The 23,567-nt window shown below is 61.7% G+C and carries 25 protein-coding genes, 1 tRNA gene and 1 pseudogene; 11 read left to right on the top strand and 16 right to left on the bottom strand.

Annotated elements, in window-relative coordinates:
- Positions 1-4: 4 nt before the first annotated feature.
- A complete protein-coding gene (gene choX, locus ABVQ20_RS05610) occupies positions 5-940 on the bottom strand; it encodes a choline ABC transporter substrate-binding protein (RefSeq protein ID WP_354458556.1) in 936 nt (311 codons plus the stop codon).
- Between the two features lie 119 nt (positions 941-1,059).
- Here choX and betI point away from each other — a divergent pair, with 119 nt between their 5' ends.
- A complete protein-coding gene (gene betI, locus ABVQ20_RS05605) occupies positions 1,060-1,695 on the top strand; it encodes a transcriptional regulator BetI (protein ID WP_354458555.1) in 636 nt (211 codons plus the stop codon).
- 88 nt (positions 1,696-1,783) lie between these two features.
- Entirely contained in the window at positions 1,784-2,539 is a 756-nt protein-coding gene (gene radC / locus ABVQ20_RS05600) for a RadC family protein (protein ID WP_354458554.1), read from the top strand.
- Between the two features lie 84 nt (positions 2,540-2,623).
- Here radC and ABVQ20_RS05595 read toward each other — a convergent pair whose 3' ends face one another.
- From ABVQ20_RS05595 to tig, 3 genes are all read right to left on the bottom strand, one after another.
- Positions 2,624-3,535 carry an arginase family protein gene (locus ABVQ20_RS05595; RefSeq protein ID WP_354458553.1) on the bottom strand — a complete coding sequence of 304 codons (912 nt, stop codon included), beginning with the start codon at positions 3,533-3,535 and terminating at the stop codon, positions 2,624-2,626.
- Between the two features lie 140 nt (positions 3,536-3,675).
- The gene (locus tag ABVQ20_RS05590; RefSeq protein ID WP_354458552.1) at positions 3,676-4,203 is read right to left on the bottom strand and encodes a hypothetical protein; all 528 of its coding nucleotides are present in this window, start codon (positions 4,201-4,203) and stop codon (positions 3,676-3,678) included.
- Positions 4,204-4,359: 156 nt separating this feature from the next.
- Positions 4,360-5,880, bottom strand: a complete 1,521-nt coding sequence (tig, locus tag ABVQ20_RS05585) for a trigger factor (RefSeq protein ID WP_354458551.1) — start codon at positions 5,878-5,880, stop codon at positions 4,360-4,362.
- Positions 5,881-6,221: 341 nt separating this feature from the next.
- Here tig and ABVQ20_RS05580 point away from each other — a divergent pair.
- Both ABVQ20_RS05580 and ABVQ20_RS05575 read left to right on the top strand, forming a co-directional pair.
- Positions 6,222-6,306: transfer RNA gene (locus tag ABVQ20_RS05580), tRNA-Leu, on the top strand.
- Positions 6,307-6,461: 155 nt separating this feature from the next.
- Positions 6,462-7,163: a class I SAM-dependent methyltransferase gene (locus ABVQ20_RS05575; protein ID WP_354458550.1), complete on the top strand. Its 702-nt coding sequence runs from the start codon at positions 6,462-6,464 to the stop codon at positions 7,161-7,163.
- A 140-nt stretch (positions 7,164-7,303) separates the two neighbouring features.
- Here the strand turns inward: ABVQ20_RS05575 and ABVQ20_RS05570 are convergent, their stop codons facing one another.
- Both ABVQ20_RS05570 and ABVQ20_RS05565 read right to left on the bottom strand, forming a co-directional pair.
- Positions 7,304-7,885, bottom strand: coding sequence for a GDYXXLXY domain-containing protein (locus tag ABVQ20_RS05570; RefSeq protein WP_354458549.1), 582 nt, complete (start codon positions 7,883-7,885; stop codon positions 7,304-7,306).
- On the bottom strand, positions 7,882-9,000 hold the full coding sequence (locus ABVQ20_RS05565; RefSeq protein WP_354458548.1) for a DUF2157 domain-containing protein: 1,119 nt from the start codon (positions 8,998-9,000) through the stop codon (positions 7,882-7,884). Before ABVQ20_RS05565 ends, ABVQ20_RS05570 begins: the two co-directional genes overlap by 4 nt.
- A 237-nt stretch (positions 9,001-9,237) precedes the next feature.
- Here ABVQ20_RS05565 and ABVQ20_RS05560 point away from each other — a divergent pair, with 237 nt between their 5' ends.
- The 5 genes and pseudogenes from ABVQ20_RS05560 to ABVQ20_RS05540 all read left to right on the top strand — a co-directional run bounded on the left by ABVQ20_RS05560 (position 9,238) and on the right by ABVQ20_RS05540 (position 12,186).
- Positions 9,238-9,378 (top strand): DUF1127 domain-containing protein, encoded by a 141-nt coding sequence (locus tag ABVQ20_RS05560; protein ID WP_013531315.1) that lies wholly within the window; start codon positions 9,238-9,240, stop codon positions 9,376-9,378.
- Positions 9,379-9,427: 49 nt separating this feature from the next.
- Positions 9,428-9,568: a DUF1127 domain-containing protein gene (locus ABVQ20_RS05555; protein WP_013531314.1), complete on the top strand. Its 141-nt coding sequence runs from the start codon at positions 9,428-9,430 to the stop codon at positions 9,566-9,568.
- Between the two features lie 528 nt (positions 9,569-10,096).
- Entirely contained in the window at positions 10,097-11,509 is a 1,413-nt protein-coding gene (gene trmFO, locus ABVQ20_RS05550) for a methylenetetrahydrofolate--tRNA-(uracil(54)-C(5))-methyltransferase (FADH(2)-oxidizing) TrmFO (RefSeq protein WP_354458547.1), read from the top strand.
- A 73-nt stretch (positions 11,510-11,582) separates the two neighbouring features.
- Positions 11,583-11,858 (top strand): type II toxin-antitoxin system ParD family antitoxin, encoded by a 276-nt coding sequence (locus tag ABVQ20_RS05545; RefSeq protein ID WP_354458546.1) that lies wholly within the window; start codon positions 11,583-11,585, stop codon positions 11,856-11,858.
- Positions 11,855-12,186, top strand: a pseudogene (locus ABVQ20_RS05540) (type II toxin-antitoxin system RelE/ParE family toxin). The gene ABVQ20_RS05545 and the pseudogene ABVQ20_RS05540 overlap by 4 nt, the downstream one beginning before the upstream one ends.
- Positions 12,187-12,201: 15 nt before the next feature.
- Here ABVQ20_RS05540 and ABVQ20_RS05535 read toward each other — a convergent pair.
- From ABVQ20_RS05535 to yajC, 6 genes are all read right to left on the bottom strand, one after another.
- Positions 12,202-13,152 (bottom strand): sterol desaturase family protein, encoded by a 951-nt coding sequence (locus tag ABVQ20_RS05535; protein ID WP_354462132.1) that lies wholly within the window; start codon positions 13,150-13,152, stop codon positions 12,202-12,204.
- Positions 13,152-13,586: a hypothetical protein gene (locus ABVQ20_RS05530; RefSeq protein WP_354458545.1), complete on the bottom strand. Its 435-nt coding sequence runs from the start codon at positions 13,584-13,586 to the stop codon at positions 13,152-13,154. The genes ABVQ20_RS05535 and ABVQ20_RS05530 overlap by 1 nt, the downstream gene beginning before the upstream one ends.
- An 80-nt stretch (positions 13,587-13,666) precedes the next feature.
- The gene (locus ABVQ20_RS05525; RefSeq protein WP_354458544.1) at positions 13,667-14,515 is read right to left on the bottom strand and encodes a phytoene/squalene synthase family protein; all 849 of its coding nucleotides are present in this window, start codon (positions 14,513-14,515) and stop codon (positions 13,667-13,669) included.
- 1 nt (position 14,516) lies between these two features.
- Complete coding sequence (locus ABVQ20_RS05520) at positions 14,517-14,906, bottom strand: Mth938-like domain-containing protein (protein WP_354458543.1); 390 nt, start codon at positions 14,904-14,906, stop codon at positions 14,517-14,519.
- Between the two features lie 30 nt (positions 14,907-14,936).
- Positions 14,937-17,483 carry a protein translocase subunit SecDF gene (gene secDF / locus ABVQ20_RS05515; protein WP_354458542.1) on the bottom strand — a complete coding sequence of 849 codons (2,547 nt, stop codon included), beginning with the start codon at positions 17,481-17,483 and terminating at the stop codon, positions 14,937-14,939.
- 51 nt (positions 17,484-17,534) lie between these two features.
- A complete protein-coding gene (gene yajC, locus ABVQ20_RS05510; protein ID WP_354458541.1) occupies positions 17,535-17,846 on the bottom strand; it encodes a preprotein translocase subunit YajC in 312 nt (103 codons plus the stop codon).
- Between yajC and ABVQ20_RS05505 the strand changes: the two genes are divergently transcribed.
- On the top strand, positions 17,782-18,126 hold the full coding sequence (locus ABVQ20_RS05505) for a hypothetical protein (RefSeq protein WP_354462264.1): 345 nt from the start codon (positions 17,782-17,784) through the stop codon (positions 18,124-18,126). The genes yajC and ABVQ20_RS05505 overlap by 65 nt on opposite strands.
- Entirely contained in the window at positions 18,123-18,998 is an 876-nt protein-coding gene (locus ABVQ20_RS05500) for an ATP-binding protein (protein WP_354458540.1), read from the top strand. The genes ABVQ20_RS05505 and ABVQ20_RS05500 overlap by 4 nt, the downstream gene beginning before the upstream one ends.
- A 98-nt stretch (positions 18,999-19,096) precedes the next feature.
- Here ABVQ20_RS05500 and ABVQ20_RS05495 read toward each other — a convergent pair whose 3' ends face one another.
- From ABVQ20_RS05495 to serS, 4 genes are all read right to left on the bottom strand, one after another.
- Positions 19,097-20,593 (bottom strand): peptidoglycan DD-metalloendopeptidase family protein, encoded by a 1,497-nt coding sequence (locus ABVQ20_RS05495; protein ID WP_354458539.1) that lies wholly within the window; start codon positions 20,591-20,593, stop codon positions 19,097-19,099.
- A 198-nt stretch (positions 20,594-20,791) separates the two neighbouring features.
- Positions 20,792-21,442, bottom strand: a complete 651-nt coding sequence (locus tag ABVQ20_RS05490) for a protein-L-isoaspartate(D-aspartate) O-methyltransferase (RefSeq protein ID WP_354458538.1) — start codon at positions 21,440-21,442, stop codon at positions 20,792-20,794.
- Positions 21,439-22,197, bottom strand: a complete 759-nt coding sequence (surE, locus tag ABVQ20_RS05485; RefSeq protein WP_354458537.1) for a 5'/3'-nucleotidase SurE — start codon at positions 22,195-22,197, stop codon at positions 21,439-21,441. The genes ABVQ20_RS05490 and surE overlap by 4 nt, the downstream gene beginning before the upstream one ends.
- A complete protein-coding gene (serS, locus tag ABVQ20_RS05480) occupies positions 22,197-23,501 on the bottom strand; it encodes a serine--tRNA ligase (protein ID WP_354458536.1) in 1,305 nt (434 codons plus the stop codon). The genes surE and serS overlap by 1 nt, the downstream gene beginning before the upstream one ends.
- Between the last annotated feature and the right edge of the window lie 66 nt (positions 23,502-23,567).

Below are 23,567 nucleotides of genomic sequence, written 5' to 3'. Positions count from 1 at the left end.
TTCGCTATTTCCCGATCGCGGCCTGCACCACAGGCAAGGCGGGGCTGCCGTCAAAGGTGGTCACGCCGTCCAGCCATTTCTGCAGCATCTGCGGGTGACCAGCCATCATGGCACGCGCGGCTTCGTCGGCCGTCTTGCCCTGGTTCATGATCATGTCCATTCCGGCATTTTCGTAGTCGATGTCGAAGGCGATGTTCGACAGCAGCCGGGTGAGGTTGGGACAGTTAGCCGGATAATCGCGCCGTACGATTGTTCGGACCGTGGCGCCGCCGAAGTTTGGTCCGAACTCGACATCTCCGCCCGTCAGGTAGGTCATGTCGAAATGTGTATTCATCGGATGCGGCTGCCAGCCGAGGAATACGATCCAGTCCTTTTTCGGAATACTCCTTTGGACCTGGGCAAGCATCGCCGCTTCACTCGATTCGACGATTTCCCAGGGTTTCAGCCCGTGCCTATCCGCCGCCACCATGTCCAGCAACGGCTTGTTGGTGCCGGGTTCTATCCCGTAGATCTTGCCGCCGAACTTGTCGGCATGCGCGGCCAGGTCATCGAAGGACCGAACCCCTGCATCGGCCACATAGGTCGGCACCGCGAGCGTGTACTTCGCCCCCACCAGATTGGTTCCGACCGGCACCACCGAGCCATCGTCGAAGTAGGATTTGAATTCGTCATCCTGTGCCGGGCGCCAGTTGCCCAGGAATGCATCGATGTTCCCCGCCTTCAGCATCTCGTAGGTGACGTTCAGGCCCAGCAGATTTTGCTCCGGGTGGTAGCCAAGCGCGTCGGCGATCGCGGAGACAGTCGCGTTGGTCAGGGCGATGTCGGTCCAGCCGAGGTCAGACAGGCGAAGCGCCTTGCAGCTTTCCTGATCGGCTGCGAGCAAAGGGCTCGCAAAGCCCATGCTGCAAGCGACAATGATTGTGGCAACGAGCCTTCTCATCACAAATCTCCCATTTGTCTGGATTTCCCGAGGTTGCGATGAGTCTATGGTGCAGGTATTTTTTGTCAATATAATAAATTGTTAGAGCGTACAAAATTCTGGTAGTGTACACAGAAGCCATGCAATCCGCTGCCCCCAAGACAAAAACCCGCATCGAGGATATCAGGCGCATCGAGCTCATCGAGGCGGCGCACAGGGTGTTCCTGACGGACGGATTGAATGGCCTGACGACCACGCGCATCTGCCGGGAGGCAGGGATGTCGCAGGGAATCCTGACCTACTATTTCAAGAACAAGGAAGAAGTCCTGTTCGAAATGGTTCGCTACGCCAACCGCTTGCTGATGGACGATGTGGTGACACGACTGCGCCGGGCGAATTCGAACTGGGAACGACTCAAGGCAATCTTTGAAGGCAATTTTCCCGAAGAGCACTACGTCGCCAACACCGCCAACGCCTGGAGCTCGTTTTACGCGGCGGCAGCGTCGAATGAACGATATGCCATGCTCCAGCAGCTTTTCTACCGCCGGCTTCGGTCGAACCTGGCGTCGGCGCTCGCCAACATTCTCTCGGCCGCCCAGCTTGATCACTTCACCAATGGCGTTGCCGCGCTGATCGACGGCCTGTGGCTGAGACGAGGCCGCAGCGATGACCTGACTGCGAGCGAAGCCATACGGCTCCTCGTTGAATACGCCGAAAAGATGCTTGGTCCGGAGGTCGTGGAAAAACTCCAGAGACCAGGCCCAACCGGACCCTGATCGTCACCGGCCTTGTTGTCACCAAGCGGGGCTCGACCGCCCAGCGCTACCAGACTAATATCTGCGCCTGGGGTGAACACGAGCGGCAATGGGGACGATGAGCGACGACGAACGGAGTTTCTTCTCCGAAGCACCGATCCGACCGCCGGCAAAGGCCTCGGCGATCGAGGAAAAGCCGCACTATCTCGGCCATCGCGACCGCTTGCGCGAGCGCTTTGCCAGCGCCGGCCCGGACGCCCTGCCCGACTACGAGCTTCTGGAACTCCTGCTTTTTCGGCTGATCCCGCGCGCGGATACCAAGCCGGTCGCCAAGGCATTGCTGGCGCGCTTCGGCACGCTGGCCGAGGTGCTTGGCGCGCCCGTCGGCCTGCTGCAGGAGGTCAAGGGCATCGGGCCAGCGGTAGCACTCGACCTGAAGGTTGTGGCGGCGACGGCACAGCGCATGGCGCGCAGCGAGATCCTGGGCCGTGAACTCCTGTCGTCATGGACGCAGGTTCTCGACTATTGCCGCTCGGCCATGGCCTTCGAGCAGCGCGAGCAGTTCCGCATTCTGTTCCTCGACAAGAAAAACGCTCTGATCGCCGACGAGGTGCAGCAGGTCGGCACGGTCGATCACACGCCGGTCTATCCCCGGGAAGTCGTCAAGCGTGCGCTTGAACTGTCGGCCACGGCGATCATCCTGGTGCACAACCATCCGTCGGGCGACCCGACGCCCTCGCGTGCCGACATCGAGATGACCAAGGAAATCATCGATGCCGGCAAGCGGCTGGGCATCTCCGTCCACGACCACATCATCATCGGCAAGAAAGGCTATTCGAGCATGAAGGGCCTGCTGCTGATCTGACAGCGCTTTGGCCCTTGCCCCTTTGAGCAGATCACGCCGAGGCTACTCGCGCCCGTCGTGAAGGTGCTCGCGCCGGTTACCGGTTCAAACCTGCCTGACGATACGCCCAATCGCATTGACGAGAAGGCGCGCGGCGGTGAGCGCCGTGACGCCGTCGATATCGGCGGACGTCTGGAATTCAATCAGGTCGAAGCCGGCAAGGCTTCCGCGCTGGCTCACCCCCTCGATCAGTCCGATCGCCTGCTGATAGGTCAGCCCGCCGGGCGCGCGGCCGGCGACGCCCGGCATCACGCTGGGATCGAGCCCGTCGCAGTCGAGGGTCACGACGACGTGCGCGCCCATGGGTATGTGCCTGAGGGCGGCTTCGATACCCTCGGCGTGAATCTCCCGCGCCGTGACGAGATGCGCCCCCCAGCGCCTGGCCGTCTCGACTTCCAAGGGCCTGGCACTGCCAACGCCCCGTATTCCCGCCTGCACGATGCCGGCGACATGCGGCATTTCGCTCGCCCGGCGCATGGTGCTGGAATAGCCCAGGGGCTCGCCATAACGTTCGTCGCGCCAGTCGATATGGGCATCGATCTGCAGGATCCAGATTGGCCCATGATCGGCAAAGCCGGCGATGAAGGGAATGGGCACGGAATCATCGCCGCCGATCATCACCGGTGTGGCGCCGGCGGCGAGGATGGCGCGCGTCTTGTCTTCGATCAGCTTGCGATTTCCGGCATTGTCGAGGGCAGAGGTGGGCAGGTCGCCGGCATCGACGCAGCAAGGCCCACCACTCTCGAAAAGCGGGCCGCCAAGGTCGAAGTCCCAGCTGTCGAGGAACTGCGTATCGCCCTGGCTGGCAGCCCGGATGGCCGCCGCCGCGCCGGCGAAACCCGAAGGATCGGCGCCGGGATAGGTGCTACCATGCGGCGCGCCGAACAGCACGATGCGCGGTTGCACGCCGCCGGGCAGATCTGCGGGAAAATCGAGAAAGCCGGGATGCGTGGGCATTTCAGAGGTCCTTGTTGCAGAGTTCCGTAGATGATCGAAAGGCTAAGGGAGCCTCGACCAGCAGCGTGATGCCAAAGGCGCCCGAGCCAGGATGAGCATCTCGGGGCCTGCAAGCAAAGACCGCAACCAGCGACGACAGATCACGGTGAATCAGTCTTGCAGCTCCCGGCAATCTGGCCGACGGCCTCGTCAAAGCCGGCAAGGTCGAAATCAGCCTGACCGCGCCCCGAAAGCAGCCCGAAGCGCCACGAAAGCAGGAGCCGGCGTGCTGAAACCAGGCGTTTGACGCCATCGGCGCCGTCCCGCACCAGCATCCTGCCGCGCGGACCGACGGACCAGCTTTCATCGAACCTGCCGCGACTGTCGATGGCAACCGTCACGGTGATCTTGCGGCTGGCGGAGACGGCTTCGTTCAGTTGCAGCCATTCGGTCCAGCGCGGCTCGCCGTCAGAACGGCAAGCAATGGTCAGCACGGGGCTGTAGCTCAAGGCGCCGCCGCCGGTGATCAGCTTGTTCGTGGCATAAAGCGATGCCGTGACCAGACCATCGCCGTCCTTGGCGAAACGCCAGTCGCCAACAGCAGCAGCGTCGGCATGCGCAACGCCGCATGCGCCAGCAAGAAGAAGCGCCGCCGCAACAGTGAACCCCATGTCGAAGAACAGCCTCAACGATCCCTCCAACCCCGCACTCCGCATTCATCGAAGATAATGATCAAAGCTTCGTATCGCCATTGCAGCCGTCCGTAAGCGAGTCAGCTGTTGCAGTTTCGCAACGAAAAAGGCCGCCTCAAGGGCGGCCTTCCTCAATTCATTGGAAAATCGTTCTTATTCGGCGTCCTTGGCGGCTTTTTTCTTCGGCGCGGCCTTCTTCTTGGGCTCTTCCGCGCCGTCGCCAGCCTTGTCGTCGCTTGCCTTGTCGTCGCTAGCCTTGTCGTCGCTAGCCTTTGCCTCTGCCTTTTTCGACGCAGCCTTCTTGGCCGGCTTCGCCTTGGCGGTGGTTTCGGCCTCCTCGTCGTCAGCCATCAGCTCTTCCTTGCTGACCTTGACGTCGGTGACGGAGATCTGGCCGAGCAGATGGTCGACAACCTTCTCCTCGAACATCGGCGCGCGCAGCGTGTTCAGCGCTTCGGGGTTGCTGCGATAGAACTCGAAGACTTCCTGCTGCTGGTTGGCCGGATAGCGGCGCACCTGCTCGAAAAGGCCACGCTGCAGCTCTTCATCGGAGACGGTAACGCCGGCCTTCTCGCCGATTTCGGCCAGAACCAGGCCGAGGCGCACGCGGCGTTCGGCGAGGCGCAGATACTCGGCGCGAGCCTCTTCTTCCGTCGTCTCTTCGTCGGCGAAGGTCCGGCCGGCTGCTTCCAGATCGCGATTGACCTGGGCCCAGATGTTGTTGAACTCGGCTTCAACGAGCTTCGACGGCGCTTCGAACGAGTAGGACGCATCGAGCTGGTCGAGCAACTGACGCTTGACCTTCTGGCGCGTCATGGCGCCGAACTGGTTCTCGATCTGGCCACGCACCACGTCGCGCAGGCGTTCCAGCGACTCCAGGCCGAGATTCTTCGCGGTCTCGTCGTTGATTTCGAGCGCGCCGGGCTGGGAGACTTCCTTGACGGTGACGTCGAAGGTGGCTTCCTTGCCGGCGAGATGCGCCGCCTGGTAATTTTCTGGGAAGGTCACGGTGACCTGCTTCTCGTCGCCGGCCTTGGCGCCGACGAGCTGATCCTCGAAGCCAGGGATGAACTCCTTGGAGCCCAGGACAAGCGGCTGGTCCGTGCCAGCGCCGCCATTGAAGGCTTCACCGTCGATCTTGCCGACATAGTCGATCGTGACGCGGTCGCCTTCGGCGGCCTTGCCGGTCTTCGGCTCATAGCTGCGTGCCGATTCGGCGACGCGCTGAACCTGCTCGTCGATCTCGGTATCCGGCACGTCGAACACCTGACGGGTCACCTTGATGTCGGAGAAATCTTTGATCTCGATGGCCGGGATGATCTCGTAGTTCAGGCGGAATTCGAAATCGACGCCGCCAGCCAAGATCTTCTCGGCTTCCTTCTCGTCCTCGGTCATGATGACTTCGGGCTGCATGGCGGCTTTTTCGCCGCGACCCGAAATGATCGAACGGGTCGAATCATTGAGGATCTCGTTGACGACTTCGGCCATGAACGACTTGCCGTAGACCTTGCGCAGGTGCTGCACCGGCACCTTGCCGGGGCGGAAGCCGTTGATGCGGACCTTGTTCCTGGCGTCGGAAAGCCGCGCCATCAGCTTGGCCTCCATGTCACCGGCCGGCACGGTGATCTTGATCTCGCGCTTGAGACCGGAATTGAGGGTTTCGGTGACCTGCATAGTAGAACCTTTGTTTTCACCAATGAGGCTGCCAAACGGCTCCTGCCGTTTACTGCCTGCCGGTATATTCTTGCCGGGAATGGCTTTTGGTACGGAACCTGGCGATTTGACCGGAAATACGGCTCAAATCCTCCCAAATTGCGCTCCAAAATGTGATTAAGTCTTTGTTTTTCCTACTTCTTATCACATTCTGCAGAAGCGGATCGTCGCGTCCCGTCACATTCGACACGCCTTTTGTCACAGGCTAGGCTAATTTTCAACCATCTTCGCGTTTTCGCTGGCGGCTGTCATATTGCCCCCGACATTGACAGAATGATGGCTACGTGGGATTGCCGTTCCATGCGGATGTGGCGGAACTGGTAGACGCCCTGGATTTAGGTTCCAGTGCCGAAAGGCGTGGGGGTTCGAGTCCCTTCATCCGCACCAGTGCCACAGCTTGGCGACTTCGCGTTACCTCTTCAGAGCCTTGACCCTGCCCCTGCCCGGGGCAGCCGTGCGCCTGTCAGAATCCAGCTGATCGACCGCTTGAGAGATGGCCGGCAATGAGATCAACTCATTTGCCCAAGAAACGGCGGACAACGATGACGCTTGAATACTGGAACAAGGCGCACATCTGTGGACTGCTCTCGATTCGTTTCGGTCTCACGAGCTACCTCGAGATCACCACGAGCACCACCGGCTACAGGTACGCGGAAGCATCGCAAATGGATTTCCAGCCCTGCATGCGCCTGGTGTATCGAGCAACGGAATCGCCGCCGGATGGCCTCCCTGTCGATTTCACCTCCGCGGATGACGATATTTCTGCGTGCCTCGATGACGCGCGGCTGAAGGGCCGGACGTTCGGCATTGTATTCGTTGACCCGCACCACACATACGAATGCTCGGCGCGGGATATCCAGGAAGCTTTCCGCCTGGTCTCGCCCGGGGGCGCCGTGGTTGTGCATGACTGCCTGCCCCCAAATCGAGCTACAGCCAATCCCAGCCATGTCCCCGGCGAGTGGTGCGGAGTGACATACAAGGCTTATATCGATTTCGTGCTGGGCAATCCGAATCTCGACTACTTCACAGTGGATGCCGATTATGGCTGCGGTGTCATCTTGAAGCCTGCCGGGATTGCCGCGAAGATAAAGAACTGGCTGCGCGCCCGACGCGTTCGCGCATTGAAAGACGAATGGCGGGCCGTGGGGAACGATTTTGACGCCGCATTCGACAAATTCATGGCCGACAAAACCAGACTCCTGCGCCTCGCCGACTTTGGCCTGCTTCGCAGAAAGCTGCTCTGATCAACCCTGGGCAGCGGCAATTTCCCGGGAATCTTGCCTTGGAAAACCTGGCCGGCGACCATTCGCTCAGCTTTGCAAGTTCTGGCCCAAGGAAGGTCATCGACCATGGCTGACGGCAGGCCCTTCAGTCGCGTCCTATTCTAATAAAGCGGCTCCTCGAACAGCGTCTTGTCGCCATCCATCAGCGCCTTGATCTGCGCAGTGCCGTTAGCGGCAAGCGCAACGCGAATCCCGAACGGCCGCACCCGCATGTCGTTCTGGATCGGCATTCCCTCGCCCTCCGGCAGATAGAACCGCTCTATGCCGTAGTCGGGGGCGATCGTGGCGTTCGGATCGAGGCCCCAGCCGGAAGCGACCTTGCCGACGATATCGGCTTCGTCGGGGCCGGCGGGCGACGGCGCCTGCCCGAACCACGCTGTCGTTGCCTGCCAATAGCCGTCAGCGCCCTTCTTCAATCTGACCACGAGAGATGTTTCGTCGGCGGTCAGCTTGCCCGCGGGGATGTTGGCGATCAGCTTCACCGGTATGCGGGAAATGTCATAGCCAAGAAGAATGTAGTCGCCACGCAGAAGGTCGCGCGGGTCTATCGGCTCGACCTTCAGCAGCACTTCCTTGCCGTTGCGCAGGATCGCCGCCCGGCCGCCGATGATCCAGCTCAGGAAGCCGATCTGGATGATCGACAGCACCAGCGCCGAGATGATCAATCTTTTCCCGGTCATCACGCTGTTGCTCCCTGAACGGCTGGGCCCTTCATGCGTTTCTCGATGCGTATGATGATGAGGGCAAGAATGCCCAGAAGCACGGCCGCCGCAAGGAAGAAACCCGCCGTATCCAGCATCGACTGCAAGGTCACCACATAGATGATGGCGAGTTCGAAGGCGAAGCCGGCATAGGCAAGCCAGCGCAAGGCGCGGCTTTCCCGCCCTGCCAGCACGATTGCCGCGGCGATGCCGGCCAGCGCAATGGCTGACGCAATGGCAAACCCGCCATCGTAAGTGCTTTTATCAGCCAGTTCGAACTGGATCATCGCCAGCCCGGTCAGAAAGCCGAGCAGCGTATGCAAGGGCAACCGCCCGCCAAGCTGGACGATCTTGTCCACCCGCTCCGGCGCAAGCACCGCAGCCGCGAACAGCGCCACCGACGCCAGCACAAGCGGGACGGCGATCTGCAGCGTGTCGTGGTTCGTCACCAGCATGACCACATAGAAGATGACCGACAGGATGATCAGGTGCCGGGCCGCCTGGCTGCGGGTCCAGAAAGAGATCGCGAACAGCACCAGCGCCATGGCGATGAAAGGATGCGGAAAATCCCTGCTCCGGAAATAGTCAAACCCTTCCAGGAACAGCCATGCATCGGCAATGCCTACTGCCGCGACAGTCAGGGGATTGGAGCGCAAGGCAACGGCCGCAAGCGCGGTGCCGACGCCCCAGGTGACCACCGCCGACGATTCATCGCCGGAAAAATGATACATCTGGCCAATCAGCGCGATCGAGCCGCCGAAGGCCGCCGCGGCGATGATCCACAGCGCTTCGCCGATTGCCGCATGATCGCGCGTCTTCAGCACAGCGCCGCCGACATAGCCGCCAAGAATGATGGCGAACAGTGCCGCCACGCGGCCGAGACGTGGGATGGCTTCCCAGTTTGCCGCGACGAAAATCAGGATCGCCGCGCCAAACAGCAAGGCGGCCATCATAGCGAGGATAGAACCGAAGCTGAGCGACTTGCGGTCATTGGCCTCGACGTCGCGTGCGAGCGCGTCGGCCGTCGGCGCGTCGATCAGGCCGGCCTGCACCCATCGCGCAATGTCCGTTCTGACCCGTGTCGAATAGCTCGCCATCGCTTTCTCCCCCTTCTTGGTCAGTTATTCAACCGACCCGGCCAAGCCGTTGACGTCACGTCTTTTTCCGATTCGGGTTTCTTTGTGTCGACGGCGTGAAAGCATATTAATGTTGCATTGCACAATTTGCATTGCTGCCATGCGCCAATAGCGCTTTTAAATCGATATGGGCCCGCCTATCTATGCTTCGTACACAAAGACGGAATGATCCGGAAGAAAGACGAAACGAGAAATATCATGAACTTGATCCGCAACTATCGCAACTGGCGCCGCTATCGGGACACCGTTTCCGAGCTGAGCCGCCTGAGCAACCGTGAACTGACCGACCTCGGCATCAGCCGCAGCGACATTCCTTACGTCGCTCGCAAGGCGGTCTAATTCTTCGGACCGCAAATGGTCCGAACCAGTTTTGAAAAAGAGAACGACAATGAACCTGATCCGCAACTATCGTAACTGGCGCGTTTATCGCGAGACGGTTACCGAGCTGGGTCGTCTGTCCAACCGTCAGCTGCATGACCTTGGCATCGTCCGCGACGAGATCAAGATCATCGCGAGGCAGGCGATCTAACAAAGGAATTTCGCTGGGGTCGACCTCCTCCCCGACCCTGACGAAGACGGTCAGCCCTTATCCTCCTCCCGAGGGTTGACCACCAAAACGGCGCCCGCCGCACCTCCTCCCGCGGCGGGCGTTGTTTCCCGAAAAAGGTTTCGCTCCTTTCAAACCGCGAAAAGAATTTCGTCAAAGCCGACCTCCTCCCCGGCGATGACGAATAGGCCCAACCTTCACCTCCTCCCGAGGGTTGGCCACCCAAACGGCGCCCGCCGCACCTCCTCCCGCGGCGGGCGTTGTTTCCCAAAGGGTTTCGCCCCTTTTCAAAACGCGAAAGAGATTTCGTCAAAGCCGACCTCCTCCCCGGCAATGACGAATACGGTCGGCCCTCACCTCCTCCCGAGGGCTGACCACCAAAACGACGCCTGCCGGACCTCCTCCCCCGGCGGGCGTTGTTGTTTCCAGGGCAGGCTTTCCAACCAAGCGTTTCCCGTCACCGCCGCGCGACAATTGCAATCGTGGCCGCAAGCGATTATTCCGGCGCTCATGAGCAAAAATCCAATCCATATCGTCGGCGGCGGGCTCGCCGGTTCCGAAGCCGCATGGCAGGCGGCGCAAGCCGGCGTTCCCGTCGTGCTGCATGAAATGCGCCCCGTTCGCGGCACCGACGCGCACAAGACCGATAGCTTGGCCGAACTCGTCTGTTCCAATTCGTTCCGCTCCGACGACGCCGAAAACAACGCGGTCGGCCTCCTGCACGCCGAAATGCGGCTGGCCGGTTCGCTGATCATGAGCGCCGGCGATGCGCACCAGGTGCCGGCTGGCGGCGCGCTGGCCGTCGACCGCGACGGATTTTCCGAAGCGGTGACCAAAAGGCTGGAGGCGCATCCGCTGATCACCATCCAGCGCGAGGAAATGCCGGGCCTGCCGCCGGCCGAGTGGGATCAAGCCATCATCGCCACCGGTCCACTGACGGCGCCTTCGCTTGCACAATCAATTGCGGAAGCGACTGGCGCCGACGCGCTCGCTTTCTTCGACGCCATCGCGCCGATCGTGCATTTCGACACGATCGACATGAACATTTGCTGGTTCCAGTCGCGCTACGACAAGGTCGGACCGGGCGGCACCGGCAAGGACTACATCAACTGCCCGATGGACAAGGACCAGTACCTTGCCTTCGTGCAGGCGCTTGTCGACGGCCAGAAAACCGAATTCAAGCAATGGGAAGGCACGCCCTATTTCGACGGCTGCCTGCCGATCGAGATCATGGCCGAGCGCGGCGTCGAGACACTGCGCTACGGGCCGATGAAGCCTATGGGCCTGACCAACCAGCATAACCCAACGGTCAAGGCTTATGCTGTCGTCCAACTGCGGCAGGACAATGCGCTGGGCACGCTCTACAACATGGTTGGTTTCCAGACCAAGCTGAAGCACGCCGAACAGGTCCGCATCTTCCGCACCATTCCGGGCCTGGAAAATGCCGACTTCGCCCGCCTCGGCGGCCTGCACCGCAACACCTACATCAATTCGCCGACGCTGCTCGACGCTTCGCTGCAGCTGAAATCGCGCCCAGGCCTGCGCTTCGCCGGACAGATCACCGGCTGTGAGGGTTATGTCGAAAGTGCCGCGATCGGCCTGCTCGCCGGGCGCTTCGCGGCCGCCGAGCGGCTTGGACACGCACCGTCGCTGCCGCCCTTGACCACGGCCTTCGGTGCCCTGCTCAACCACATCACCGGTGGCCACATCGTCTCCGACGACGAACCGGGAAAACGCTCGTTCCAGCCGATGAATGTCAATTTCGGCCTGTTCCCGCCTGTTGAGGCGCCGAAGACAGAAGGCAAGCGCCTGCGCGGCAAGGACAAGACCGTCGCCAAGCGGCACGCCATCACATCACGCGCGCGGGCCGATTGCAGGGAATGGCTGGGGCTGCCGGCGCAAACAGCGGAAGCAGCGGAATAGAGATCTCCCCTTCTGATTGGACCCTTGGCGCAAAGTAGGATACTATCCTACTTTGTGCTGGAAGGAGATTCCCGTGGAATCCGCCGAGAAACTGTCCGTCACCGTCACGCCCGCCATGGCCCGCATGATCCGCGAGAAAGTCGAGGACGGCTCCTTTGGGTCCGCGAGCGAGGTCATCCGCGCTGCACTTCGCGCCTTCCAGCGCGAAGAAGAAGAACACGCGGAGCGCATGGCGTCGATCAGGACGCGGGTTAAGGCGTCGCTCGAAGACGCAAGGCCGGATGTTCCGCTGGATGAGGCGATTGCACGAGTTAAAAACAGGATCTCGGAGCTAGCGAGAAAGCGATGATTCAGCGTCTCGCCATCGTTCTTAGCGAAGGTGCGATCGCCGACTTAGATTCAATCGCCGCTTACATCCTTGACCGTAGCGGAAGCGAAAGCATCGCCAACCAATTTCTCGATCGAATCAGAGTGCGATGCGGAAGCATCGGCAACGCGCCTCGTGGCGGTCGACCACGCGATGACATTGCGCCGGACTGCGAACCGTTCCGTTCGAGCACTCCGCTGTCATTGCCTATGTTGTCACCAATGATCTCGTGCGGATCGTCAACATCTTCTACGGCGGTCGCGACTTTGAGACGCTGATGCGCGATAGTGGTTCGAGCGACCCTTCTTAGCCGTAGCGAACCTTCTCACTCCGCCGGCTCCGCACCTACCGTCGGCAATCCCGGCTTCCCCGACTCTGACGGATTTCTCCGCACATAACCGGCCTTCAGCGTCTCCGAGGTCTCACGCGAGCCGTCATGGCTCCAGCCGGGTGGCTTGATCAGGTAGTTGAGGCGTTCGCGCAACGTCAAGCCGGGTGCGAAAGCATCCGCGAACATGCCGATCCATTCATGAAACGCCACTTTCAGCGGGTTGAAGGTGCCTATGTTCTTGACGATGCCATAGCGTGGCCGATCCTCCTCCAATTCCTCGACGAAAGTGCCGAACATGCGATCCCAGATGATCAGCGTGCCGGCGAAGTTGGTGTCGAGATAGCGCGGGTTGGTGGCGTGGTGAACGCGGTGGTGCGACGGCGTGTTGAAGATGAATTCGAACCAGCCCCACATTTTGCCGATGGTTTCCGTGTGTATCCAGAACTGCCAGACGAGATTGAAGCCGAAGGTGAAGGCGATCACCGCCGGGTGGAAACCGAGCAGCACCAGTGGCGCCTGCAGCACGAACATGAAGGTGAACAGGCTCGTCCAGCTCTGCCGCAGCGCCGTCGATAGGTTGTAGTGCTGGCTGGTGTGATGGTTGACGTGCTCGGCCCACACCCAGCGCACCCGGTGCGCGATGCGATGGTAGACATAGTAGCGCAGGTCATCGAGCAGGAAGGCGGCAAGGAACACCCACACCGACAGGCCAAGATTGAAGAAGCGGAATTGCCACAGCCACAGCAGCGCCCAGTAGGACACGACGCCGAGCAGCAAACCGGCGACGACATTGCCGGTGCCCATCATCAGGCTGGTCAGCGTATCGCGGGTTTCGAACGAGCCTCTGGCACGACCCGTGCGCACCAGCCACAGCTCGATCAGGATCGCCGCGACGAAGAACGGGATGGCAAGCTGGGTCACTTGCGGAAAATTGTAGCTCTCCATCACGCGGCCTTCCTGACCTGGTTCGAGACCTGTGGCTTGAGTTCGGCCATCACCGCGTCGGCGTCATCCGCGCTGCGGAAAACAAACTGCCCGCCCTTCCAGGTGAAATCGGCAAGTCGCACGGAAATCGACCGTGCGTCGACGGCGTTCAACGCCAGGATATCGGCGGACGTGACGATGCGCGTCAGAAAACAATCGCCGACACTGTGGACGAGGCCGGTGCGCCCTCGCCCGAGATCGAGAAACGCCGTCCTGTTGTCCTGGGTCAACCGGACCGATGCGACCAGTTCATCTGGAAAATCATCGGCGAAGCGGCTCATTGCATGATCCGCGCCAATGAGTGTTGCTGTCTTGCTGCCGCCAGTGAAATGTACGGCGGCGACCGACAACGCTATGCCGAAGACGACAATCGCGACTAGGACGGGCAAGCTCATGGACAGGCATCTCCTCGGGACCGGCAGCGTCTTCGGCTGCATTCTTGATCCGGAGAATCCTAGCATGATTGACGTTTACGTCAACGTATGGGCCATCCCTTCGACGCGCGACGCAACAGCAGCCAATGTCGGCGCAACGCCGAAAGCCGGGCGACGCCGGCAAGTGGCGAGTGGCCCGGCCGTTCCATTATCGCGAGATAGGTCCGCGAAAGGGCAAGCGGGAGGAACGCCGGACGCAGCGAAGCCGGCAATGCCGATGCCCCCTGTTCGAAGGCGGAAAAATGCTCCCGCGCCAGTGCGATCATCGCGGCCACCGCGCCACCGGCGCCGGGTCCGCCATCGCCAGCGACAAATTCCTCCGGCGATGACCCCACCGCCGCCAGAATGTCGGCCGGCACGAAACATTGGCCGCGTTTGCGGTGCAGCGGCAAGAGAAGCAGCAAGCCGGTCATCGCTTGCGCGCAGCCGGCCCTTCCCGCCAGCTCCGCAAACCGTGGTGCTTCGACGGGATCGAGCACCATGGCTGCAAGCTGGATGAGCGCCGCTGCCGTCTCGCCGCAATAACCTTCCAGATCGGTGCGCGACGGCATCGGGTCGTCGTAGAGGTCGAAGATACGCGCTTCGAGCATGTTCTCGAAGGCCGGTTTCGGCAGGTTGGAGGCAGCAATGGTGGCGTTCAAGGCTTCGGCGACCGGATTGCCGGCGCCAGCCTCTCCGGCGGCGGCAATGACATCGCGCCACCATTGCAGGCGAACCTCGCCCGGCAGGGCTTCGTGGATGCGGTCTCGGACGCCGGCAATCTCGGCATTGAACGCATAGAGCGACAACAGGGCGTCGCGCTTGTCTTCAGGCGCGTAGAGCGCGCAGAGGTAACGGTCGTGGTCGGCGGCGCGCACCGCCTCCATGACGATCTTGGCGTTATCGGCCATGTCAGTCGACGGCGATAAGTGCGGCGGCCACGGCGCGATCCTCGGCCAGGAGGACATTGTATGTCCGCACCGCGGCGCCCGTCGACATCGGATCGGACGCGATGCCGGCGCTTTTCAGCGCGGCGCGCAATGCAGCCGGCAATGGCCGCAGATCCCTACCCATCCCGACCAGCAGGATCTCGACATTGCGGGCCTCAGCCAGCAGTCTGTCGAAATCCGCCACTGTCAGCGCAGCCGGATCGGCCGGCTCCCAACCATGGATGCCCGACGGCAGGCACAACAGGGAACCGCGATGCGACATATCGGCAAAGCGGAAACCGCCATTGCCATAGGCTTCGATCGGCGCGCGACCGGGAAAATGCGCCTCGCGGATGACGATGCCCTTGGCCATCCCTTGATCATCCGCCTCCGGCGCCGCGCGTCAGGTCGCGACCGCTTTGCCTGCCGGCGTCTTCTCGTCCGCCGTTCCCGATGAAGACCGCAGCTTGAACAGGATCAGCAACGGCGCGGCGATGAAGATCGACGAGTAGGTGCCGAAGATGACGCCAAACAGCATCGCCATCGTGAACGAACGGATCACCTCGCCGCCGAACAGCACCAGCGCCAGCAGCGCCAAGATGGTCGTCACGGACGTCAGCGTCGTTCTGGACAGCGTTTCGTTGATGGCGTTGTTCAAGAGTTGTGGCAGCGGCATTCGCTTGTATTTTCGCAGATCCTCTCGAACGCGGTCATAGACCACGATCGTATCGTTCAGCGAATAGCCGATGATGGTGAGGATCGCCGCCAGCGATGACTGGTTGAATTCAAGCCCGGTAATGACGAAGAAACCGAGCGTCATGACCACATCGTGGACCGTGGCGACGATGGCGCCGACGGCAAACTGCCATTCGAAGCGGAACCAGACATAGATCAGGATGCCGAGCAGAGCGATCAGCATGGCGATCGTGCCTTGCTTGGCGAGTTCGCCAGACACGGTCGGTCCCACCACCTCAACGCGGCGGAAATCATAATTGTTCTGCAGTTCGCCACGCACCTTGTCGATGACGCTCTGTTCGGCATTCTCGCCGCCGCCTTGCGCACCCACCCGGATCAGCACGTCGTTTGGAGTCCCGAACTGCTGCACCTGCACTTCGCCGATATTGAGCTCGGTCAGCCGGCTGCGGATGTCACCGAGATTGGCATCGCCGACCTTCGATTGCACTTCAATGAGCGAGCCACCCTTGAAGTCGATGCCGTAGTTGATGTCGACGGTCATGAACAGCACGACCGACAGGATCGAAAGCACGCTCGAGAGTGCGAATGTCCAGCGGCGGATGCCCATGAACGGGATCTTCGTACCAGGCGGAATGAAGGTGACCGGCGCCCGCGGCAATTCCTTGGGACGCGCCCGGCGCAGCCAGATCGACACCAGCAGGCGGGTAAAGGTGAAGGCGGTGAACACGGTGGTCAGGATGCCGATGGCGAAGGTGATGGCAAAGCCCTTCACCGGCCCGGTGCCGAGATAGAACAGCACCACTGTCGCAATCAGCGACGTGACATTGGAGTCGACGATCGTGGCCAAGGCCTTCGAGAAGCCGGTATCGATGGCCTGGATCACCGATCGCCCGTTTCGTCGCTCTTCACGTATACGTTCATAGATCAGGACGTTGGAATCCACGGCCATGCCGATGGTCAGCACGATACCGGCGATGCCAGGCAAGGTCAGGGTTGCGCCCAGCAACGACAGCAGCGCCACGATCATCGCCACGTGCACCGCCAGCGCGATGTTGGCAAGGAAGCCGAGATAGCCATAGGCCACGAACATGAACGCGACGACGAGGATCGAGCCGATGATGCCGGCGACCTTGCCGGCATGGATGGAATCCTGCCCGAGGCCCGGACCAACGGTACGCTCCTCGATCACCGTCAATGTCGCGGGCAGCGCGCCGGCGCGCAGCAGAACGGCGAGGTCGTTTGCGCTTTGGGCGGTAAAGTTGCCGGAAATCTGACCTGTACCGCCAAGGATCGGCTCGCGGATCTGCGGCGCCGAAATCACCTGATTGTCGAGGATGATCGCGAACAGCTTGCCGACATTCTGAGCCGTGGCCTGGCCGAAGCGCGAGGCGCCCTTCGAATCGAAGCGGAACGAGACGACCGGCTCATTGTTCTGCGAATTGTATGTCGCCTGGGCATCGACGAGGTTTTCGCCGGATACGATGACCCGGTTCTCGATCAGATACGGAACCGGCGGATCGTCCTGCGAATACAGCACCGACGAACCGGCAGGCGGGCGGCCTTTCAGCGCATCCTGCACCGGCATGGACTGATCGACCATCTGGAAGGTCAGCTTCGCCGTCTGGCCGAGAATCTCCTTCAGCCGCTGCGGGTCCTGCAGGCCAGGCACCTGAACCAGGATGCGGTCATCGCCCTGCCGCTGAACAATGGGCTCAGTCGTGCCGAGTTCGTTGACGCGGCGCTCAACCACTTCGATCGACTGCGTCAACGCCGTCGATGTACGGTATTTGATGCCGGCATCGGTGAAGGTGAACTTGAGCAGGCCGGGCGCGGAATCGTCGAGCGTCATTTCCTGAATGGAGCCACCGGTGAAGAGGCCGGCCGCGACAGGCTCGGTCAACGACTTCAACGCTGTCTTGGCCGCATCGAGCTGAGCGGGATCGGTGATGCGGACCTGCAGGGTCCGGCCCGTGCCGGCGAGGCCGGTGTAACCGATCTTGGCATCGCGCAGCAGTGTGCGGATTTCGTCGCGGGTCGTCTCCAGCCGATCCTTGATCAGATCGTTCTGATTCATCTCGAGCAGGATGTGCGAGCCGCCCTGAAGATCCAGGCCAAGCGTCATCTGGCGCTTCGGCACCCAACTCGGAAGCTGGGCCAGCACGTTCGCAGGTATGACATTGGGCGCAGCGAGGATCACTGTGACGGCCACGGCCAGCCAGATCAGGATCATCTTGAAGCGCGAAAAATACAACATATGGCATCGTCCGTCAGGGCATGCTGGCGGATCGTCCCGCCGACAATTCAGTTACTTCTTGGCGTTCTGGTTCGCCACCGGCTCACCCTTGACCCGCACATCGGCGAGTGTCGAGCGCAGCGCGGTCACCTTGGTGCCGCCGCCCAGGTCGATCTCGAGCTCACTGTCGTCGATCACCTTGGTCACCTTGCCGATGAAGCCGCCACCGGTAACCACCGTATCGCCGCGGCGCACCGCCGCCAGCATCTCGCCGCGCTTCTTCAACTGGGTGCGCTGCGGCCGGATGATGAGAAAATACATGATCACGAAAATCAGGACAAACGGCAAAATGCTTATCAGCATATCGGGAGAGGTGCCGGACATCGAATTACTCCTGAATTTTGAAAAGAGCCGCTGGGCGGCGCCCATGAAATTTGGCCGGAATATAGTCGGTAAAGTTGTCAATGCAACTGCGGGACCGGGCAAATACGCTGCTTTTCCGGGCTCTTGGCCCGTGTTAGAGCATGACGCTGAAAAGCGCGGCCCGGTTTTGCGAAAAGATCACGCTCAAACAAAAGGTTGGCAGCGATTTCGAAACTGCGGGAATCGAGTAGGTTCCGGTGTCGCACCCCTCTGGAAGCCAAGACAAAAGACGCAAAAATGACCGAAACCAGCATAGAAGCCCTGAATCAGAAGCTCGACCGCCTGATCGAGGCGGTTACCCGCCTCGCCCCGCCGACGGTGCCGGAAACCGACATCGCGACAGCCGATTGCTTCGTTTGGCAAGCCGATCCGGGCTTCCTGGAACCGGTACGCAAGGTCAACCGCGTCGACATCGGCCTGATCCGCGGCGTCGACCGGGTGCGTGACATTCTGGTCGACAATACCGAGCGTTTCGCGGCCGGCTTCGCGGCCAACAACGTGCTGTTGTGGGGCGCGCGCGGCATGGGCAAGTCCTCGCTGGTCAAGGCCGTGCATGCCGAGATCAATGCTAAGGCCAACTCCGACCTGCCGCTCAAGCTCATCGAGATCCACCGCGAGGACATCGACACGCTGCCGAGACTGATGAGCTTGCTGAAGGCAGCGCCCTACCGGTTCATCCTGTTTTGCGACGACTTGTCCTTCGATCATGACGACACCTCCTACAAGTCGCTGAAGGCGGCACTCGAAGGTGGTGTCGAGGGGCGCCCGGCCAACGTGATCTTCTACGCCACGTCGAACCGGCGCCATCTCCTGCCCCGCGACATGATCGACAATGAGCGGTCAACCGCCATCAATCCGTCGGAGGCGGTGGAAGAGAAGGTTTCGCTTTCCGACCGTTTCGGCCTGTGGCTGGGCTTCCACAAATGCTCGCAGGACGAGTATCTCGACATGATCAACGGCTACGTCCGCCATCACGGCCTTGCAATGGATCCCGATACGCTGCGCGCCGAGGCTCTGGAATGGGCGACGACACGCGGCAGCCGTTCGGGCCGCGTCGCCTGGCAGTTCACGCAGGATCTGGCCGGGCGGCTGGGCAAGCCGCTGAAAGACTGAAGGCCGATCCGGAAACTGAAAAAGCCCGCCCCTTGCGGAGCGGGCTGAGCCGGCGGGGCGGACTGGAGGTCAGGCGGCCCGCAATTGCTTTTTTTCTTCTATTCGAGATAGCCCGACGGATCGACCGGGGCCGAGTTCTTGCGCACCTCGAAGTGCAGTTTCGGCGAGTCGGTCGCGCCGCTCATGCCGGAAAGGGCGATTTCCTGGCCGCGCTTGACCTTCTGGCCGCGCTGGACCTCGATCGAGCTGGTGTGGCCATAGACCGTGACCAGCCCATTCTCGTGGCGCACCAGAACCGTGTTGCCGAATTCCTTGAGGCCGTCGCCGGCGTAGATGACGACGCCGTTCTCAGCTGCCTTGACCGGCGTTCCTTCAGGCACCGCGATGTCGACACCGTCCTTGCCGCCACCGAAGCTGGAGATCACGCGGCCACGAACGGGCCAGCGCATCTTGCTGATGCCGGTGGCGTTCGGGGCCACGACATCGTCGTCCTCGGCCGCCGCGATGACCTTCGCATCCTTCTTCGGCGGAGTGTAGGACGCCAGCGTCTCGGTCGGCTTCGCGGCGGGCGCGGTGGTGGCGGTCGTCACCGGATCGACAGCTACCGGCTTGGCGCTGGCAACGGCGGCATTTCCGCCCGCCGGCACCTTCAAGGTCTGGCCGATCTTGAGCACGCCATCCTTCATGCCGTTGGCATTCTTCAGCGCGACGACACCGACACCGGTCTTGCGGGCGATTGCCGCCAGCGTATCGCCCTGCTGCACGGTATAGCTTCCACCAGCGCCCTTCGGCGCGGCCGAGGCCATCTGCGGCGCCTTGCCGTTTTTCGGCTGGTTCGCGGCGGCGGATGCATCCACCTGCGCGGCCGGCTTGCCTTCCTTCAGCTTTGGCTGCTGCGGCAGCACGGCCACTTTCTCAGGTGCGTTGACCGGCTGATCGTGCTTGCCGTTCGCTGGTTTTGCATCGGCAACCTTCGTCGAGTCCTTGCTCGAATAGGCATAGGCCGGGATGACGATCTTCTGGCCGGCTCTCAGCCCCTTGGCGGCATTCAGCCCATTGACCTTGATGATGGCATCGGCGGGCACGTTATAGTGCCGCGCCAGGCCGGAGATGGTCTCGCCGTCCCGGACAACAATTTCGGTTGCGTGCGGCGCACTGGCGGCAGTCGCCACTCGCGGCGCATCAGGCTGCGCATCTTTGAACGGCCTGGCTGCCGGAGCGACGGTGCCAGTTGCCGTCTTGTCGAGATGCGGCGCCGGAGGCACAGCAATCGGCGTCGATGCGGTGCGCGCCGGATTTGGCGAGGTGGGCGGCGGCAGCGGGCGCGACGAAACCGGGTCCAGACTGGACCGGGCCACCGACTGCGTGGGCATGGCATCTACCGGAGCAGCAGAAACATCGCCCGGATAGGGCTGGCTGTTATCCTGCTTGTTGATGATGTTGCGCTGATTATTGGTCGAGGAGGTAAAGACGTCGTCGACGCCATTGAACCGCGACGCCTGGGAACTGCACCCTGCCGCGGCACCCGCAATCATCAAGACGGCGCAGCCCCTCGCCAGATTGCGACCGTTTGCCTTCAAAACACTGAGTTGCATCGCACTAACCCGCACATACTCTGTACCAACCTGTGCATGATTAAAGCGCGTTAATGTTACTGGTCGGTTAAGCCTGTAGAATCCGACGAAATTTTTCTTAAAACTATTTGCAGCCAATTTTCGGCCGCTTCGGCGCATGCCCATATCGTCGAAGGCTGGAACCCAGCCTTCGCAAGGATCGGGATGGAACAGGAGACTTTAGATTACCGCGGCGAGGCTGCGCAGGATCGGCTGCAGACGCACGAGGCCGATGTCCTCGCGCTCGAAACGGCTGCCCACCTTGGTGAGCTTGGCCAGCACCTGCTCGCCCTCCTCCGGACCGATCGGCGCGATCACGACGCCGCCGCTCGACAATTGGTCGAGCAGGAAGCGTGGCAGGCTGTCGAAGGCCGCCCAGGCGACGATGCGATCGAACGGGCCTTCATTGGCCAATCCGCCCGAGCCATCCGCCTGGCGGGCAATGACATTGCCGATGCCGAGCGCTTCGAAGCGCTGCCTGGCCTGCTCGGTGAGCGTCTTGTAGCGATCCACGGTGACGACCCGTGAGGCGAGCCGCGACATCACCGCCGCCGTGTAGCCCGAGCCCGTTCCGATCTCGAGCACGCGGTTGCTCGGCTCGATGCCCAGCGCCGCGATGACCGCCGCCTGCATGTCAGCACCCTCGATCGCCTCGCCGCACTCGATCGGCAGCATGCGATCCGACCAGGCGATCGGATGGAACTGTACGGCGAGGAAACCGCGCCGTGGCGTCGCCTCGAAAGCGGCAATGAGCGCCTTGGGCACCGTTCCCCTGCCGCGCAGGCGAAGCAGGAAAGCAGCAAAGCCTTCGCGGTCGTCCACTGTATTCATGCGAGCGCCTTGGTCAGTTGATCGCGGATCTCATGGGCAGTCAGATCGAGTTGCAGCGGCGTCACCGACACCAGCCGGCTGCGCATGGCGTGAAGGTCGGTCCCGGTCTTGCCCTCGACAGGCTCCCGGCCGAAGCGCAGCCAGTAGTAAGGCAGCCCGCGCCCGTCGCGCCGCTCGTCGACCCACAGGCTGTGCACCAGCTTGCCTTGCGAGGTGACGACCGTGCCGACGACTTCCTCAGCCAGGCAATTGGGAAAATTGACGTTAAGCAGCACGCCATCCGGCAGCGGCATGGCGACAAGCTTCTTCAGCAGCGCCGGCGCCAGCGCCTCGGTGGTCTCATAGGGGACCACGCGATCCTCGCCGACATAGCTGTAGGCCTGGCTGAGCGCGATCGAGCGCACGCCAAGCAGCGCGCCTTCCATGGCGCCGGCAACCGTGCCCGAATAGGTGACATCGTCGGCGATGTTGGCGCCGGAATTGACGCCCGACAGGATCAGGTCGGGCGCTCCCGGCAGGATCTTCTTCACGCCCATGATGACGCAGTCAGTCGGCGTTCCCCGCACGGCAAAGTGCTTCTCACCGATTTTCCTCAGCCGAAGCGGCTCCGAGATCGATAGCGAATGCGCGTAACCGGACTGGTCCTGCTCGGGAGCCACGACCCAGACATCGTCGGACAGCGTGCGGGCGATGCGCTCGAGGGACGCAAGGCCTTCGGCGTGGATGCCGTCATCATTGGTCAGGAGAATACGCATTATTTCGCTTCGATCTTTTCCAGACCACCCATGTAAGACCGCAGCGCTTCAGGAATGGTTACGCTGCCATCCTCATTCTGATAATTTTCGATGACAGCGATAAGAGCGCGACCGACGGCGGTGCCGGAACCGTTGAGCGTGTGGACGAAACGGTTGCCCTTGCCGTCCTTGTCCTTGTAGCGGGCGTCCATGCGCCGCGCCTGGAAATCGCCGCAGACAGAGCAGGACGAGATTTCGCGATAGGCGTTCTGGCCGGGCAGCCAGACCTCGATGTCATGGGTCTTGCGCGCGCCAAAACCCATGTCGCCGGTGCACAGCACCATGGTGCGGAACGGCAGGCCGAGACGCTTCAGCACTTCCTCGGCGCATGCGGTCATGCGGTCATGTTCGGCAAGCGACGACTCCTGATCGGTGATCGACACCAGTTCCACCTTGTAGAACTGGTGCTGGCGCAGCATGCCGCGTGTGTCGCGCCCGGCCGAGCCAGCTTCCGAACGGAAGCACGGTGTCAGAGCCGTGTAGCGCAGCGGCAGTTTTTCATGCGCGGTGATCTCCTCGCGCACGAGATTGGTGAGCGGCACCTCGGCGGTCGGAATGAGGCCAAGCCTGCCGTCGCCATGCGGCGTGAAGAAGAGGTCCTCCTCGAACTTCGGCAACTGGTTGGTGCCGAAAAGAACCTCGTCACGCACCATGAGCGGCGGCTGGATTTCCTCGTAGCCGTGCTCGGTCGTATGCAGGTCCAGCATAAACTGGCCGAGCGCGCGTTCCATCCGCGCAAGCCCGCTCTTCAGAACGGTAAAGCGCGAGCCGGAAAGCTTCGCCGCCCGCTCGAAATCCATCATGCCCAGCGCTTCGCCGATTTCGAAATGCTCCTTCACCCAATTCGGTCGCGTCGGCACCTCGCCGACGACGCGCTTGACGACATTGTCATGCTCATCCTTGCCTACGGGAACGTCATCGAGCGGCACGTTGGGCAATACCGCCAGCGCATCGTTCAGCGCCTTGTCGAGTTCGCGTTCCCGCGCCTCGCCATTCTGGATGAATGCCTTGATCTCGCCGACCTCGGCCTTCAATTTCTCGGCAAGCGCGCCATCGCCCGAACGCATCGCGTTGCCGATCTCTTTCGAGGCGGCGTTGCGGCGCTCCTGCTTGATCTGCAGCTCGGTGACGTGTTCGCGCCGCGCTTCGTCCCGGGCGATCAGATCATCTACCGTGGACTGCGCTTCAGAAACGGACCACGAGCGCTTCACCAGCGCCTCGACGAGGGTCTTCGGGTTGTCGCGAATCCATTTGATGTCAAGCATGGTCTGAACGCTCCTGCGGTAGCGTGTCGCCCAAAAGTGCGCAGCGGTTTTGGGGAAACGACACGC

This window comes from Mesorhizobium shangrilense (assembly GCF_040537815.1).
Classification (GTDB): domain Bacteria; phylum Pseudomonadota; class Alphaproteobacteria; order Rhizobiales; family Rhizobiaceae; genus Mesorhizobium; species Mesorhizobium shangrilense.
This window is presented reverse-complemented; position numbering and strand designations above follow the sequence as displayed.